General features: G+C 70.6%; 15 protein-coding genes. 4 read left to right on the top strand and 11 right to left on the bottom strand.

What is annotated here, in order from left to right:
• Positions 1-12: 12 nt before the first annotated feature.
• Together Drose_RS08290 and Drose_RS39005 are read left to right on the top strand one after the other, a co-directional pair.
• A complete protein-coding gene (locus Drose_RS08290; protein ID WP_260727587.1) occupies positions 13-882 on the top strand; it encodes a LysR family transcriptional regulator in 870 nt (289 codons plus the stop codon).
• A 37-nt stretch (positions 883-919) separates the two neighbouring features.
• Positions 920-1,147: an MmyB family transcriptional regulator gene (locus Drose_RS39005; RefSeq protein WP_390891418.1), complete on the top strand. Its 228-nt coding sequence runs from the start codon at positions 920-922 to the stop codon at positions 1,145-1,147.
• Here Drose_RS39005 and Drose_RS08285 read toward each other — a convergent pair.
• From Drose_RS08285 to aspS, 6 genes are all read right to left on the bottom strand, one after another.
• Positions 1,078-1,617 carry a hypothetical protein gene (locus Drose_RS08285; RefSeq protein ID WP_260727586.1) on the bottom strand — a complete coding sequence of 180 codons (540 nt, stop codon included), beginning with the start codon at positions 1,615-1,617 and terminating at the stop codon, positions 1,078-1,080. The genes Drose_RS39005 and Drose_RS08285 overlap by 70 nt on opposite strands.
• 84 nt (positions 1,618-1,701) lie before the next feature.
• Positions 1,702-2,541: a GNAT family N-acetyltransferase gene (locus tag Drose_RS08280; RefSeq protein WP_260727585.1), complete on the bottom strand. Its 840-nt coding sequence runs from the start codon at positions 2,539-2,541 to the stop codon at positions 1,702-1,704.
• A gap of 50 nt (positions 2,542-2,591) precedes the next feature.
• Positions 2,592-3,758, bottom strand: a complete 1,167-nt coding sequence (ispG, locus tag Drose_RS08275; RefSeq protein WP_260727584.1) for a flavodoxin-dependent (E)-4-hydroxy-3-methylbut-2-enyl-diphosphate synthase — start codon at positions 3,756-3,758, stop codon at positions 2,592-2,594.
• Between the two features lie 11 nt (positions 3,759-3,769).
• A complete protein-coding gene (locus Drose_RS08270) occupies positions 3,770-5,059 on the bottom strand; it encodes a M50 family metallopeptidase (protein ID WP_260727583.1) in 1,290 nt (429 codons plus the stop codon).
• Positions 5,059-6,270, bottom strand: a complete 1,212-nt coding sequence (dxr, locus tag Drose_RS08265; RefSeq protein ID WP_390891340.1) for a 1-deoxy-D-xylulose-5-phosphate reductoisomerase — start codon at positions 6,268-6,270, stop codon at positions 5,059-5,061. Before dxr ends, Drose_RS08270 begins: the two co-directional genes overlap by 1 nt.
• A 1,192-nt stretch (positions 6,271-7,462) precedes the next feature.
• Positions 7,463-8,674, bottom strand: a complete 1,212-nt coding sequence (aspS, locus tag Drose_RS08260) for an aspartate--tRNA(Asn) ligase (protein WP_260727581.1) — start codon at positions 8,672-8,674, stop codon at positions 7,463-7,465.
• 215 nt (positions 8,675-8,889) lie between these two features.
• On the opposite strand from aspS, the gene Drose_RS08255 reads away from it, so the two are divergent.
• On the top strand, positions 8,890-9,921 hold the full coding sequence (locus Drose_RS08255) for a YihY/virulence factor BrkB family protein (RefSeq protein WP_260727580.1): 1,032 nt from the start codon (positions 8,890-8,892) through the stop codon (positions 9,919-9,921).
• Here Drose_RS08255 and Drose_RS08250 read toward each other — a convergent pair.
• Positions 9,887-10,624 carry a DUF2786 domain-containing protein gene (locus Drose_RS08250; RefSeq protein ID WP_260727579.1) on the bottom strand — a complete coding sequence of 246 codons (738 nt, stop codon included), beginning with the start codon at positions 10,622-10,624 and terminating at the stop codon, positions 9,887-9,889. The two genes, Drose_RS08255 and Drose_RS08250, sit on opposite strands and share 35 nt — an antisense overlap.
• A 32-nt stretch (positions 10,625-10,656) precedes the next feature.
• On the bottom strand, positions 10,657-12,252 hold the full coding sequence (locus tag Drose_RS08245; RefSeq protein ID WP_260729650.1) for a Rieske 2Fe-2S domain-containing protein: 1,596 nt from the start codon (positions 12,250-12,252) through the stop codon (positions 10,657-10,659).
• Between the two features lie 130 nt (positions 12,253-12,382).
• On the opposite strand from Drose_RS08245, the gene Drose_RS08240 reads away from it, so the two are divergent.
• Entirely contained in the window at positions 12,383-12,601 is a 219-nt protein-coding gene (locus tag Drose_RS08240; protein WP_260727578.1) for a DUF2631 domain-containing protein, read from the top strand.
• Between the two features lie 215 nt (positions 12,602-12,816).
• On the opposite strand, the gene Drose_RS08235 is transcribed toward Drose_RS08240, so the two are convergent.
• From Drose_RS08235 to Drose_RS08225, 3 genes are all read right to left on the bottom strand, one after another.
• Complete coding sequence (locus Drose_RS08235; RefSeq protein WP_260729649.1) at positions 12,817-13,842, bottom strand: DivIVA domain-containing protein; 1,026 nt, start codon at positions 13,840-13,842, stop codon at positions 12,817-12,819.
• Between the two features lie 29 nt (positions 13,843-13,871).
• Entirely contained in the window at positions 13,872-15,062 is a 1,191-nt protein-coding gene (gene rlmN / locus Drose_RS08230; protein WP_260727577.1) for a 23S rRNA (adenine(2503)-C(2))-methyltransferase RlmN, read from the bottom strand.
• A 67-nt stretch (positions 15,063-15,129) separates the two neighbouring features.
• A complete protein-coding gene (locus Drose_RS08225) occupies positions 15,130-15,996 on the bottom strand; it encodes a phosphatidate cytidylyltransferase (RefSeq protein ID WP_390891339.1) in 867 nt (288 codons plus the stop codon).
• Positions 15,997-16,095: the final 99 nt, after the last annotated feature.

Below are 16,095 nucleotides of genomic sequence, written 5' to 3'. Positions count from 1 at the left end.
GAATCGTCGCTTATGGAGCTTCATCAGCTCGTGCACTTCGTGACCGTCGCCGAAGAAGGTGGGTTCACCAAGGCGGCGAGCCGGCTCCACGTCGCCCAGCCGGGGGTGAGCGCGCAGGTGCGGCGGCTGGAGCGGGAGCTCGGCCAGGCGCTGTTCGACCGGTCCGCGAGGACGGTGCGGCTGACCGCCGCCGGGGAGGCCGTGCTCCCCTATGCGCGGGCCGCGCTCCAGGCCGTCGACGGGATGCGGCAGGCGGTCGGTGAGCTCACCGGGCTCACCCGCGGCCGGGTCGCGATCGGCACCGTGACCTCGCACAACGTCGACCTGGCGCGAATCCTCGCCGACTTCCACGCGCGGCACCCGGGCGTGGAGGTCACGCTCGCCGAGGACTCCACCGACCGCCTCGTCGAGGGGCTGCGGGAAGGGCGCCACGACGTGGCCGTCATCGCCTACGGAACGCTGCCCGAAGGGCTCGCCGCCCACGTGGTGACCGACGAGGCGATCGACGCCGCCGTGTGGCCCGGTCACGAGCTGGCCGGCCGCACGGAGATCCCGCTCGGTGCGCTGCGCGACCGCACGCTCGTCTGCCTGCCGCGCGGCAGCGGCATCCGCGCGATCCTCGACGAGGCGTGTGCGGCGGCCGGGTTCGCACCGAAGGTCTCGTTCGAGGCCGGCGTGCCGTCGGTGCTCGGCGACCTCGCGGCGCGGCGGCTGGGCGTCGCGATCCTGCCGGCGTCGATCGCCCGCAGGCGCGCCGACCTGCACCCGCTGCGGATCACCCGACCCGCGCTGCGCGGGCGGCTGGGGCTGGCCTGGCGGCTCGCCGGCCCGACCAGCCCCGCGGCGTCCGCGTGGCTCGCACACGCTCGCGGCTACCTGTGAGTCACCACGGGCCCGTCCGGATCCGGGCGTTCAGGATCTGATCCCGAGCACAGCCCGGAGCTCGTGCGGCGGTGGAACGAGCCCCAGGTCTGCGTGCGCCGGACGACGAAAGACGTCGCACCACCCGCACTTCGGCGAGCTGACGCTCGAGTGCCGGGCGCTGCACGCCGACGAGCAGGGGCAGCGGGTGGTGTTCTACACGGCCGTGCCGGGCTCGCCTACGGCGTCGGTGTTGTGCGGCCTGCGCGAGGCCATGGTGGCGTAGGCCGACGCCGGTGCCGACTCGCGGGCAAGATGGCCGCTGAGCAGGCCGGCCTGCCGGGCCAGCGCGGCGACGACGGCCGGGACGACGGGCAGCAGCCAGTCGGCGACGACACCGCGGGCCGGCAGGTGCACGATCACCAGGCCGGCGAAGGCGGCGACACCACCACCGACGAGTCCTCGCCAGGCGGCTCGCCCGGAGACCTCGGCCGCTGCACGGCGACCCTTGGCCTGCGCGGCGGCGTCGAGGGCCCGCAGGTCGCGCCGGCCCAGGTTGAAGCCGAGGACCCCGGTCGTCGCGGCCGGGCCGAGGACGGTCGCGGCGAGGATGCTGCGGGTGACGAGGTAGGCCAAGCCGAACACGCCGGCGCCCACCCCGACCGCGAGGAGGGCGCGCAGCCACTCCTTCTTGTCCCCCGGATACCAGTAGTACCGGGTCGTATTGGGCGAAATCTGCCGGACTATCTGGCCCATGGGGAGCATCCCCTCCGTCGGCTCGATCGGGGTTCCCCCGTGATCATCCGCCATGGCCGGGCGATTTGTCGGGAAATCGCAACCCTAGAACAGGACCGTGGCGAATGTGCCCACCTGCTGAAATCCGCACCGTTCGTACACCCGCCGGGCGGGTGTGTTGTAGTCGTTGACATACAGGCTGACCGATGGCGCGACTCGGCGCAACGCGTCCCGGACGACCGCGGCGATGCCACCCCGGGCAATGCCCCGCCCGCGCCACTCGGGTGCGGTCCAGACGCCCTGGATCTGGGCGGTGTGGCGGGTGACGACGGCGAGCTCGGCCTTGAAGACGACCCGGCCGTCGATGATCCGCACGTACGCCCGGCGGGCGCGCACCAGCTCGCCGACCCGTTCCCGATACGACCGCTCGCCACCGTCGGCGGTCGGCGAGACTCCGACCTCTTCGGTGTACATCGCGACCGCCGCCGGGAAGAGCACGTCGACCTCGTCGGGCCGGACGAGCCGCACCGCCGGGTCGGCCGGGACCGACGCCGGGTTGGAGGTCGCCATGAGCGGCTGGTCGGGCCGCACGTCACGGGACGGCCCCCAACTCGGGGCGAGCACGTCCCAGAGTCCGAGGACGGCGTCGGCGGAGCCGACGATCGACGAGCAACCCCGCGGCTCGTTGCCGATCATCTCGGCGAACGCGGCCACCGCCGCCGGCGTGGCGTGGACCGGGATCAGGTTGGCGCCGAGCCAGCAGAGCGACTCCAGGTGGCGGCGCGACCCGTAGCCGAAGATCCGGGCGTCCTGGCGCCACCAGGCGAGCCCGGCCGTCGAGATGCGCTCGGCCACCTGCGCCCCGCCGTACGGGTCCTGGTCGAGCAGTCGCTCGACCGAACCGCGCTCCGCGTCACCGAGGAGCCGCGCTGCCACCGTGAGCATGCGTACCAGCCTGCCAGATCAACCGGGATGGGGCTGTACATACCCTCCCGTCAGTGAACGGTCACCGACGGGCCGAGGCCGCGGAGCTCCTCCGGCAGGTCGACGCCCATCTCCCCGGCGAGGCGCAGCGCCTCCTCGACGAGCGTCTCGACGATCTGCGATTCTGGCACGGTCTTGATGACCTCGCCCTTGACGAAGATCTGGCCCTTGCCGTTGCCTGAGGCGACACCGAGGTCGGCCTCACGGGCCTCACCCGGGCCGTTGACGACACAGCCCATGACCGCGACCCGCAGCGGCGCCGGGAAGCCTTCGAGCGCCGCGGTGACCTGGTCGGCCAGCGTGTAGACGTCGACCTGGGCCCGGCCGCACGACGGGCAGGAGACGATCTCCAGGCCCCGCTCCCGCAGGCCGAGGGACTCGAGGATCGCCTGGCCGACCTTGATCTCCTCGACCGGCGGGGCGGACAGCGACACCCGGATCGTGTCACCGATGCCCTCGGCGAGCAGCGCGCCGAAGGCGACCGCCGACTTGATCGTGCCCTGGAACGCCGGGCCCGCCTCGGTGACGCCGAGGTGCAGCGGGTAGTCGCACCGCTCGGCCAACTGGCGGTACGCCCGGATCATCACGACCGGATCGTTGTGCTTCACGGAAATCTTGATGTCCCGGAAGCCGTGCTCCTCGAACAGCGAGCACTCCCACAGCGCCGACTCCACCAGCGCCTCGGCGGTCGCCTTGCCGTGCTTCTCCAGCAGCCGCTTGTCGAGCGAGCCGGCGTTGACGCCGATGCGGATCGGCACACCGGCGGCCGAAGCCGCGGCGGCGATCTCCTTGACCTTGTCGTCGAACTGCCGGATGTTGCCCGGGTTGACCCGCACCGCGGCGCAGCCGGCGTCGATGGCCGCGAAGACGTACTTGGGCTGGAAGTGGATGTCGGCGATCACCGGGATCTGCGACTTCTTCGCGATCGCCGGCAGCGCCTCGACGTCGTCCTGGCTCGGCACCGCGACCCGCACGATCTGGCAGCCGGACGCCGTGAGCGCGGCGATCTGCTGCAACGTGGCGTTGACGTCGGCGGTGAGGGTGGTCGTCATCGACTGCACCGAGACCGGCGCGCCGCCGCCGACCGGCACGGGGCCGACCATGATCTGACGGGACTTCCGGCGCGGCGCCAACGGCGGCGGCGGCGCGGTGGGCAGGCCGAGGCTGACAGCGGTCATGAAGTGCGCCCCTACTTGAGCGTGATCGGATTGACGAAGTCGGCGGTCACCGTCAGCAGGACGAAGACGCCGAGGACACCTATCACCGCAAGTGTGATCGGCGCCAGCTTGTAGTAGTCCACCCGGCCCGGGTCAGGGCGGCCGCGCTTCGCGGCGATCCACGAGCGGACCCGCTCGTACCAGGCGATCGCGATGTGGCCGCCGTCCATCGGCAGCAGCGGGAACAGGTTGAAGATGCCGAAGAACAGGTTGAGGGTGGCGAACAGCGACAGCAGCGACGCCCAGTCACCCAGCTCGAACAGCTCGCCGCCGATCCGGCTGGCGCCCACGACGCTGACCGGCGTCTCCGGGTCGCGCTGCTCGCCGAGGATCGCCTTGAGCAGGTTCGGGATCTTCTCCGGAATGTCCTTGAACGAGGCGAACGTGCGCTCGACCAGGTTGCCGGTCACGATGAACGTCTGGCCGACGCCGTCGACGGGTCCGTAGGTGTGGGTCGGCAGGTCGGAGTAGCGGAGGTCCACGTTGATGCCGAGGAGGCCGCCGCGCTCCAGGTCGGCCGGGCCGATCTCGTTGGCCGGCTTGCCCGGCTTGGGCCGCTCGGCCGCCGGGATGGTGGCGCGTCCGCTGAGGACCTGGTCACCGCGCTTGTACCGCACCTCGACGGTCTTGTCGACGGCGCCCTTGAGCACGTCGCGCAACTGCTGGTTGCCGCCGATCGCCTGCCCGTCGACCGCGACGATGATGTCGCCGGGCTGGAGTCCGAGCTGCGCCGCCGGGCTCTTCGGGTCGGTCGCCGGGTCACAGGCCTTCTGTGTGCCGGTCTTCGGGTCGAACTCGTACTTGGGGCTGATGCACTCGGACACGGCGCCGACCCGGACCGGAAGATCGTTGATCTTGGAGGTGTCGGGAACGCCGACGAACGAGAACAGGACCCACAGCGTGACCAGCGCGAGCGCGAAGTGGGTGATCGACCCGGCCGACATCACGATCGTGCGCTTCCACACCGGATAGCGCCACATCGCGCGCGGATGCTCGGCGGCGGGCTTGCCGGTCTCCGGGTCGAGGTCCTCCTCTTGCTGCGTCATGCCGGTGATCTTCACGAAGGCGCCGAACGGCAGAGCCTTGAGTCCGTATTCGACGCCTTTGCGGCTGAACGCGAAGATCGTCGGACCGAAGCCGATGAAGAAGCGGGTGACCTTCATCCCGAACGCGCGCGCCGACCACATGTGACCGGCCTCGTGAAGTGCCACGGCGACGAGAATGCCGACAGCGAAAAGGACGATCCCCAACGCGAACTCCATCAGGCCCCTCTCTGGTTCGCGATGATCTCGCGCGCATAGACCCGCGCCCAGGATTCGGCGGCGAGCACGTCATCGACGGTACCTGGTTCGGCGAAATCCGGGGCGTCGGTAAGCACCCGCTCGAGCGTCTCCACGATCCCCAGGAATGGAAGATCACCGCCTGTGAACGCGGCCACACACTCTTCGTTGGCCGCGTTGTAGATCGCCGGACGGCACCGTCCCGCCGCGCCGGCCGCCTTCGCCAGCGCCACCGCCGGGAACGCCTCCTCGTCCAGCGGCCGCAGCTCCCACGTGTGGGCCTTGGTCCAGTCGACGCCGGGTGCCGCGTCCGGCACCCGATCGGGCCATCCCAGCGCGAGCGCGATCGGCAGCCGCATGTCGGGCGGGCCGCACTGTGCGAGCGTGGACCCGTCGACGAACTCGACCAGCGAGTGGATCACCGACTGCGGGTGCACCATGACCTGGATGTCCCGGTACGGGATGTCGAACAGCTCGTGCGTCTCGATGACCTCGAGCCCCTTGTTGACCAGCGTCGCGCTGTTGATCGTGACGACCGGCCCCATGTCCCAGGTGGGGTGTGCGAGCGCCTCCCGCGGCGTGACGCCCCTGAGCTCGTCGCGCGTGCGCCCGCGGAACGCCCCGCCGGACGCGGTCAGCACCAGCCGCCGCACCTCCCCGCGCGCTCCGCCCCGCAGCCCCTGCGCGAGCGCCGAGTGTTCACTGTCGACGGGGACGATCTGCCCCGGCTTCGCGACCGCGCGGACCAGCGGCCCGCCGGCGACCAGCGACTCCTTGTTGGCCAGCGCGAGGACCCGCCCGGCGCGCAGCGCGGCGAGCGTCGGCGCCAGCCCGAGCGATCCGACCACCCCGTTGAGCACCGTGTCACACGGCCACTCGGCGAGCTCGGTCATGGCATTGGGCCCGGCGAGGATCTTGGGCAGCCGGAAGTCTCCGGTGGCCCACCCCTTGGCCTTGGCCTCGGCGTAGAACGCGAGCTGGAGATCCTGAGCGACACTGGCGCGGGCCACTCCGACGACGTCGACCCCGAGTTGCAGGGCCTGCCGGGCGAGCAACGCGACGTTGCCGCCACCGGCACCGATCGCGACCACCCTGAAGCGGTCAGGATTCCGACGGACGATGTCGATGGCCTGCGTACCGATCGACCCGGTCGAGCCGAGCAGGACGATGTCGCGGGGGATCACGTCCCCCATTGTCTCAGGCACCCCGAAGCCCTCCGGCCGCAGGCGCCGAACCTCCACACCTTTCCCACACGACCACCGGATACTCCCACCACCGGCCGGCGACGGCCGACCGACGGAGGTGAGCACAGGGGTGGGACGAGGCCGGACGGGACGAACGGCGAACCCACCTCGAACGGCTGGCCCAGACGGTGATCCCGAGCGTGACCGCGACCAGCACGACAAAGAGCGTCAGCGTCAGCGTGCGGGTCGTGGTCGCGGACGAATCGACCTTGCGGTTGAGCCGCACGGTCGTCCGTCGACCCCGTGTTTGCGCTACGGGATGGTGACGCACGGTCATGCGAGCGGGTCTCCGTCGCTCGTGGTCGCCGCTGGACCCGGGCGGCGTTCCAGGCCGGGCGACTTCACAGATCATGGGAAAGATGTGGCTATCGGGGCAGCCAGATCTCTTCCATGATCATGAGGTCGAGCGGCACGGCGGCGGATCGAGCCGGAACCCGCGCCGGCCGGCACACCTCGGCGGCAACACACCACGCCCGAATTGTCGCCTTAGCCGAGCCCGAGATCAACCAAATCCCACAGAACGTTGATCTTGGTGGATTCCGTGGCCGTGGCCACCGAACCCACCAAGGTCCACTTTGCGACACCTCGCGACCGGCATCGAGCCGCCGCATGCGGCAGCGTCCACAGACGAATCCCAGTCGGGCGCGCAGCGCACGTCCGCGCGTCGAACTGTGGCAGCACCTGCCGTTTCCGGTGCCGGACGAGACCGACCTCCATCCGCGGCCGGCCGAGCAACCGCACGGGTTCGTCGACGAACCGCGCACAGGGAGCACGGCCGGTCGGCGCGTATCCGATCGTCGCGACGCCCGAGGCCCGCCGTCACCTCGACGTCGCGTTGAGCGACGCGGGCCCGAGGTTCGACGCCGAGCCGCTCGGCCTCGACCCGGCCCGGTACCACAACCATCCTTTGTAGACAGAAAGCCGGAAGTGGTCGTCCTAGCCCACCCGAACGACCGCTTCCATCAAGGCGTCATTCGCTGCCACAGTTGGTGATCAACAGCGGCGCGAGCTGAGCCGATGCGGCGCGCGGCGGCCCGCCGGCCACCTCGCGCCCATCCGTCATCGCGGTGCATCCCAGACGCCATCCCCGTTAGTACGCATGTATCAATTATAGATCTTCACTGCATGCCGGGCAATCGATTTACGGCGCGAGCCGGTGCAGGTCACGTGGGAAGAGCGTCGTCTCGCGGACGTTCGCCGCGCCGGTCAACCGCGCCAGGAACCGCTCCAGCCCGATCGCGAACCCGCCGTGCGGCGGCATCCCGTGGCGGAACGCCGCGAGGTACGACGCATACGCCTCCGGCTGCTCGCCGCGGGCGGTCAGCGCGGCGAGGTAGTCCTCGTACCGGTGCAGGCGCTGCCCGCCGGTGACCAGCTCCATCCCGCGGAAGACCAGGTCGAACGACCGCCCCGGATACGTGTAGAAGGGCCGCTTCACCATCGGGTACCCCTCCACGTAGATGAAGTCGGACCCGTGCTCCCGCAGCGCCCACAGTCCGAGCGCACGCTCGTGCTCCGGTGCCAGGTCCGGCTCGTCCGGCGCGGCACCGGCGACCTCCAGCGCCTCGCCGAAGTGCAGCACCGGCACCGTCCCGGGCAGCCGCACACCCTCGACCCCGGTGGCCCGCACCATCGACCGGAGCACCGCCGTCAGTACTTCCATCACGTCGCGATGGTCGGCGATGAACCCGAGCTCGGCGTCGAGGGACGTATACGCCGCCAGGTGCCGCGACGTGTCGTGCGGCTCGGCCCGGAACACCGGCCCCACCTCGTAGACCCGCTCGAACACGCCGACCATCGTCTGCTTGTAGAACTGCGGGGACTGGGCCAGATACGCGGGCCGGCCGAAGTAGTCGACGGCGAACACGTTGGCGCCGGACTCGGTCGCGGTACCGACGATCTTCGGCGTGAAGACCTCCGTGAACCCGAACTCGTCGAGCGTCGACCGGAACGCCCGCACCGCCGCCGACGACGCCGCGAAGAGCTCGCGCCGGGACGGGTGCCGGCGCGTGACCGGCGCGTGGTCGAGCAGCGCGGGCAGCGAGGCGCCCAGCGCGGGCCGGAACAGCTCCACCGGCGGCGGTTCGGCCTGCGACAGCACCGTGATCGACGGCGACACCAGCTCGACCCCGCCGGGAGCGACCGCGTTGGCGGTGACCCGCCCGGTCACCTCGACCACCGTCTCCTCCGCCGGCAGCTCGGCCGACGGGCACACCACCTGGGCGAGCCCGCGGCGGTCGCGCAGCACGAGAAAGGCGACCTTGGACAGGACCCGTCGGCGATGGACCCAGCCGGCGAGCCGGACGGTCTCACCCGTGTGGGCCGGGAGTTGGTCGGACAGTATGCGTTGCATGTGCACCTCCTGAGGAATCCGCTCCCCGGAGGTGTGGGCGATGGGGCCGGTCGCGGTGCCACCACACCTTCACCGCGGCAGGCCGCCGCGGCCTCTCGGCCTCGATGACGGGAGGCAAGACCGGCGGGGCTATCGGCGGTCGTCACTCGCCACCCCGCTGCTGGACCGAGCATAGGCGGGTTTTCCGGATGACCGCGACGGGAATTCGAGCATGTATGAGCAGTACCCGACAGGTGCCGGAGACCAGGCTGATGTCGCACGACGACCTGTCCGCGGACGACGCGTGGCAGGCGCTGAAGCGCTACGGCGGCTGGCGGCTGCTGCACGACGCGTTTCTGCGCTTCCGTTACGGCGACGGATTCAGCCACGCCCGTGCCCTCGGCCTGCAACTGTGTCTGGCCATCGTGCCGTTTCTCATCGCGCTCAGCGGCCTCGTCAGCGAGCTCGGCGTGGAGCAGGGCGGCCAGGTCGTCGCCGACACCGTCCTCGCGCTCACGCCGGGCGCCAGCGACCAGCTCGTGCAGGGCCTGCTCGCCGACAGCGAGCGGACCGAGGACATCGGCGAGTTCGCCCTGACTGTCGGTCTGCTCACCGGGCTGGTCGCGCTCACCATGGCGATGGCCCAGATCGAGCGGGGCGCCAATCGCATCTACGGAGTCGAGCGCGACCGCCCGGCGCACGTGAAATACGTCCGGGCGGCCGTGCTGGCGCTCGTGGCCGGGCTGCCCGCGCTCGTCGGCTTCCTGATGCTGGTCGCCGGCGACGCCCTCGGCGCCTCGGTGCGGTCGCACTACCCCTGGGGTGACGTGGTCGACGTCGTCTGGGAGGTGCTGCGCTGGCCCATCTCCGTCGCGCTCGTGGTCTGCGCCGTCGCGGCGATCTTCCGCTGGGCCCCGCGCCGTCGCCAGCCCGCCTTCTCCTGGCTGCTCTTCGGCGCCGCGACCTCGACCGCGCTGTGGTGGTTGATCAGCGCGCTGCTGGCGATCTACGTCAGCACGAGCGACTCCTTCGGCGCCACCTACGGCGCGCTGACCGGCATCATGGCGCTGCTCTTGTGGGCCAACCTAACCGGGGTCGCGATCTTCCTCGGCATCGCCTTCGGCGCCCAGCTAGAGGCCCGCCGGGTCGGCGTGCCCGGTCCCGTCGTGCCCGACCAGTGGGTGCCGGTCGACGAGCAACTCGACAAGGACCCGGACACCGATCCGCAGGCGATCACCCGGGAGCAGGTCGAGAACGCCCCCCGCTGACGGCGTGCCGCTCGGCCGAAGCCACCCGCGCACCGCCCAGGTCGGCCCGCCGCCCCGCCTCCTTGCCTGCCGCGAAGCCCCCGCCGGTGAGCCGCCGTGCCCGACCCCGGGTGAGCAGCGGATATTGCTCCTCGACGGCCCGGTCGACCGCCTGCTGCCGATCGGCGAGGACCAGCGCCACCCCCGGTGCCCGCTCCTCCTCGCGCTCCCGGCTGCGCCGGTCGGCCTCGGCGAAGCGGTGCGCCACCGCCGAGGCGAACCCGACCAGCCACGACCGGCGCCACGCCGCGACCTGCTGCCCCGGCGGCGCCTGCTCGGCGAGCAGCCCCCGGGCCGCCTGCACCAGCAGGGAGGCGAACAGCAACTCGACCCCGGCGACGTCGGCCTCGAAGCCGAACAGGTGCATCGAGATGCGCAGGCCGTCGGGGCCGCGCCGCTCCAGCCGGACCGACCGGCAGCGCAGCGACCCGGCCACGACGTGCAGCAGGTGCGCCTTTTCCCGCAGGTAGGGCGCCTGGAGCTCGACCTGGCGGCTGCCCACCGCCTGTGGCCGGCCGGCGGCCGCGGCCGCGGCCAGGACCGCCTGGTCGATGCCGTATTTGGCGATCAGCTCAGCCGCCTTGGCGGTGAGCGCCTCCGCCTCCTCCCGGGTGCACGCCGGGTCTTCGGCCTTGGCCAGCAACTTGCGGACTTTGTCGAGCATCAGTGCCCCCCATCCCACTGTTGCCGGGGACGCTAGCCCTGCCCTACGACACTTTCCGCCGCCACCGCACCAGTGTCACCGTCGGGTGCTGGCGCGCCCGCTCTGCGTGACCGAAGCTCGTGGCCGACGCTCGTGAGGCAGCGCCCGCTCGGCAGGTCGAACTTCCAGCCGTGGAGTTGGCAGGTCAGCGTGTTGCCGTCGACGATGCCGAACCGGGTCAGGTCCGCCTTGAGGTGCGGGCAGCGCCGCTGCACGATCCAGTCGCCGAGCTTGATGTCCTCGGCGTCGGGCTTCTGCTGGTCGAACCAGCCCTCGGCGTACTGTAGGCGCTCTTCCGACAGGCACTTGAAGAACGAGTAGACGAATTCGTTGTACTGCCCGATCCGCGCCGCGGAGAACCGGCAGGAAAGAAACAGCGAGTTGACCCAGTCGATCTCTTCGACGAAGAGCAGGTGCTCGATGAGTGCCCGCTCGGTGCGGAACCGGTAGCGCACCTTCTCGTCGGCGTAATGCCGCACCTGCTTTTCGGGGAAGTCGACGACGATCGACTCGACGGACGCGCCGTCGTAGCCGACCAGATCGAAACGCACCGGGCCGCCGACGCCCTTCGCGAGGTACACCGACTCGTCGAGCAGCGGCTCGATCCGCCGCTTCATCTCCTTCAGCACGTCGATCTCGGGGTGCCGCCAGGACGCCTTGGCGGCCTCGATGACCGGCCGCTTCCGCTCGCGCATCTCCTCGAGGTGCTCCCGCTTGCGCGCGAAGAAGTCCTCGAGGCTGTCGACCGGGTGCGTCGTTTCGGCAGCGTCGGCGGAAAGCGACAGCACCGAGCCTGGCAGCAGGACGATCGAATTGGTGCCGCCGACCTTCGCGTACTCCTGCTGGAACACCCACTGGTCGGGGAAGATGTTTCCTTCGTCGCCGAAGATGTCGTTGAACTGCCAGAGCTCGTCGTCGAGGAAGCACGGCGGCCCGGCGATCGGCACCACGTGGGAGGCCTTCAGATCGTTGATGTACCGGAACGTGCGGTCGAACTGCCGATCGCGCTTCTGCTTGCCGAAAGCGCGCTTGGCGGCCTCGGGCAGCTCGTACACCATCGGATACCAGATCGCGCCGGAGAACTGCAGCAGATGGGCATGCACGTGCCCGAGCGCGTTGAACGTCGTCAGATCCGTCGGGCGGGCGTCGTTCTGGTTGAGGATACGAATCCCGTCGTATTCGACCCACAGCGACGAGTCGCCGATCGGCCCGTCCGTCGGTGAGGTCAGCGCCTGAATCATGATCTTCAGGCCGCCGTCGAGCTCATGGACCTCGTCCGACTTCGTCTCGAGGAACTTCGTGAAACCGAGCCCGGTCAGCTCGTCCCGCATCTCGCTCGTCGGGAACTCCGGCAGGAGCACCGTCGCGTTCTTCGAGACGAACCGCTTGAGGTGCTCGGCGTCGAAATGGTCCCGGTGCAGATGCGACACGTACAGGTAGTCGCAATCGCCGAGCGCCTCCCAGTCGAGCTGGGAATTGTCCGGGAACGGGAACCACGACGCGAAATACGCCGGGTTGACCCACGGGTCGCACAGGATGCTGCCGGCGGCCGTGTCGATCCGCAGGCTCGCATGGCCGGTCCCGGTGATACGCACCGCGTTCCTCCTTGATCTGGTACGTGTGACGCCGATCCCGACGCTACCCGACCGACCCGGAGCCGTCGGTTCCAGTGCCGCATGCCAGACTTGTGCAAGACCATCAGCAGTGAAAGGACGCACCGTGGCCGAGCACGAGCCAGTGACCTCCCCCGACCAGCACAAGCCGGGACACCCGCGCGCGGCCCGCTTCGGTGCGGCCGTCACGGTGCTGCTGCTGCTGAGCATGCTGATCGGCAACCACCATGGCCGCGTCGAGGACATCTGGCTGGCCGCCAGCGCTGCCGTGCTGCTGCTGGCGCTGGTCGGCGACTGGGTCCTGCGCCGCAACGGCCTGCGCTGACCCGGATTCTCGCAGCCGAACCACCGTCGGACCGCACGACCGTCGCCTCCGTCCGCGCCTGCTCCGGGCCGGCACGGCGAAGCGGCGCCAAGCGGGACCAGGCGCGCGCCTGAGGACAAGCCGAAGAGCAACGTCCCGCTCGCCTCCATCGAACGCGACGCGAGCGGGCAGCAGCCAGCGCGCCCGGTTGGTGTCGGGCGCGCCGCGAGCCACCCTTAGCGGCGGCGCGTCACGATGTCGCGAACCTCCTTGAGGGCCGCGTCGACCTCGGCCTCGAAGTAGCCGCCGGGGACCAGGTTGAAATGCGACGGGTCGAGATCACCGTCGGTCAGCGGACCACCACGACCCGAGAGGGACGCCATGACGCCCTCGAAGAGCCGGTCGACCTGGGCCCGGTCGTAGCCGCTGCCGAACCGGCGGAGCTGGAACGTCCGGCGGAGCTGGTCGATGCGGGCCACCTCGGACGACTGGTGCTGGACCGGCGCACCATACGGGTCACCACCCGGGGCACCATACGGGTCGGGGCCGGGACCAGGGCCATACGGGTCGCGGTCCGGGCCGGGGCCGCCACCGTAGGTGACCGGCTCGGGCCGGTCGCGGTCCATCCGGATCTCGGCGGTCATGTCACCGCGCGGCTGGCGGGGCGCAGGGTCATAGCCACGGTCGTCGTCGAACGCGCCGCCGTAGGTGGGCTCGTCATAGCGACCGTACGCCGGGTCGCGCGACGGCGGGCCGGGCGGTGCCGGGGCCGGCCGGGTCGGCATCGGAGGCGCCGGGACGGCGGGAGGTGCCATGCGCTCCATCGGTGGCGGACCCATCCGGTCGGGACCGGGACCCATTCGATCGGGAGCCATGCGGTCCATGGGCGGCGGTCCCATGCGGTCGACCGGAGGCGGTCCCATGCGGTCGACGGGCGGCGGCGCCATGCGCTCGGGCATCCGCTCAGGTGCCATACGCTCCGGCATGCGCTCCGGAGCCATGCGCAGCTCACCGCTGGCGCGGGAGTCGACGGTCCGGCCGAACCCACCGCCGCCGCGCTCCTCGAGCTCGGCCAACTGGCGCTCGACACGGTCGAGGTGCAGGTCGACCTGCCACTCGTCGTAGCCGCCGAAGCGGACTCGGAAGACCACGTCGTGGACCTCCTGAGCGCTCACCGGCGCGCCCATAGGGTCTCCGGAGAGCGTTGCTTCCACCCGGTCGAGGAAGGAGTCGACCTCGTCGACCTTGTATCCCCGACGCATCGCACGGCGCCGGAACCGCTGACCCTGACTCACTGTGTCTCCTCGTTCGCTCGCCGCGCTAGCAAGCCGTCTTGACGCTCTCCCACCTTGCCACCCGAAGAGGCGGCAAGCTGCCCGCAGGCTCCGTCAATCTCCCGACCGCGAGTATCACGGACCGTAGTCGCGACACCGGCAGCCCGGAGGCGTCGGACGAACTCACGCTCAACCGGCTTGGGACTAGCGTCCCACTTGCTGCCCGGTGTCGGATTGAGCGGGATGAGATTGACATGCGCGAGACGGCCGGACAAGAGCCGGCCAAGCACATCCGCCCGCCACGGATGGTCGTTCACATCCCGGATCATTGCGTATTCAATGGACACCCGCCGACCGGTGCGAGCCGCATACTCGAACGCGGCATCCAGCACTTCGGCGACCTTCCAACGTTGGTTGACCGGCACGAGCGTGTCGCGCAGATCATCATCGGGTGCGTGCAGCGACAGCGCAAGCGTCACCGACAGCCCCTCCTGCGTCAACCGGCGGATGGCCGGGACCAGCCCGACGGTGGACACCGTGATGTGCCGCTGCGACAGGCCCAGGCCCTCGGGGGCGGGCGCCGTCAACCGGCGGACGGCCGCGATCACCCGGTTGTAGTTGGCCAACGGCTCGCCCATGCCCATGAACACCACGTGGGACAGCCGGTCGGGGCAGCCGGGCAGCGCGCCGCGGGCGGCCTGGCCGGCGAACCACACGACCTGGTCCACGATCTCCGCGGTCGACAGGTTGCGGGTCAGCCCGGCCTGGCCGGTCGCGCAGAACGGGCACGCCATGCCGCACCCCGCCTGGCTCGACACGCACACCGTCACACGATCTTGATATCCCATCAGCACGCTCTCAACGAGCGAGCCGTCGTGAAGGCGCCATAACGTCTTCCGAGTGGTGCCGTTGTCGGTCGCCAACTCGCGCACGGGGTGCAGCAGCGGCGGCAGGAGCGCCTCGGCGATCGTGGCGCGGCTGCGCGCCGGCAGGTCGGTCATCTCCGCGGGGTCGCGGATCAGGCGCCCGAAGTAGTGCGCCGACACCTGCCCGGCTCGAAATGCCTGCTCACCGAGCTCGGCCACCGCAGCGCGGCGCCCGGCGAGATCAAGGTCGGCCAGGTGGCGCGGGGGCAACGAAGCTCGCCGGCCGTCACTGGTGGTGCCGGTCGCGGTGGATGAGAGGTTCAGTACGGGAAGTTGTGTCATGGCGGATCCAGTGTCCCATGCCGAGTCGCGTGCTCTACAAGACCGCTCGCGAGAGCGTCACGCTGAGCTACGACGGGGGCACCAGAAACGCCAGAACGGCGTATGCGGTCGGCAGGGCGAGCAGGATCGAGTCGAGCCGGTCCATGAGTCCTCCGTGCCCGGGCAGCAGATTGCTCATGTCCTTGACCCCGAGATCACGCTTGATCATCGACTCGCCAAGGTCGCCCAGCACCGAGGCGATCGAGACCGCCGCGCCGAAGACCGCACCGTGCCACCAGACCGCGCCGGAAAGTAGCAGCGGCAGGGCCACCGCACTCCCGGCGGCGGTCCACACGACCGAGCCGCCGAAGCCCTCCCACGACTTGGCCGGGCTGACGGACGGCGCCATCTTGTGCTTGCCGAGGAACACGCCAGTGACGTAGCCGCCGGTGTCCGACAGCACCACCGCGAGGACCGTGACCAGCACGCGGACGCTGCCGTCGGCGGCCGGATACGCCAGGAGCGCGGCGAACGAGCCCAGGAACGGCACGTACACGGCGATCAACGCACCGGCGGTGACGTCGCGCTGGTAGTGCTGCACCCCGCCGGCGAACCGCCAGACGAGAACCAGGAACAGCGTGCCCAGCAGCCCGAGGGGCAGGACGTCGGCGCCGCCGAACCAGGCCAGGCCGACCATCACGGGCCCGCCGATGAGCAGCGGCACCAGCGGCGGCCGGGCCTTCTGCACACTGACGGCGCGGACCATCTCCCACGCGCCGACCGTCACGGCGACGACGACCAGCCCGAGAAAGAGCCACATGTCGAAGAGGAACAGCGAGACCAGGAGCGCCCCGCCGAGCCCGATCCCCACCCCGATGGCGGCGGGCAGGTTGCGGCCGGCCCGGCTCTTCCGCTTCGCCGGCTCCGGGGACGGCTGAGCGTCGGATGCCGGCACAGCGGGTACCACTTCCAGAATCGGGTTTTCGGCTCTTTCCACCAGGCCGGCGGACACCTCGGGCGCGGCAACGTCCTGCCGCGCCCGGGTCGACGGGTC

The sequence above is a fragment of the Dactylosporangium roseum genome, assembly GCF_025264685.1.
Lineage (GTDB): Bacteria > Actinomycetota > Actinomycetes > Mycobacteriales > Micromonosporaceae > Dactylosporangium > Dactylosporangium roseum.
Note: the sequence above shows the minus strand (reverse complement) of the source record. Positions and strands in the feature narration are given on the sequence as shown.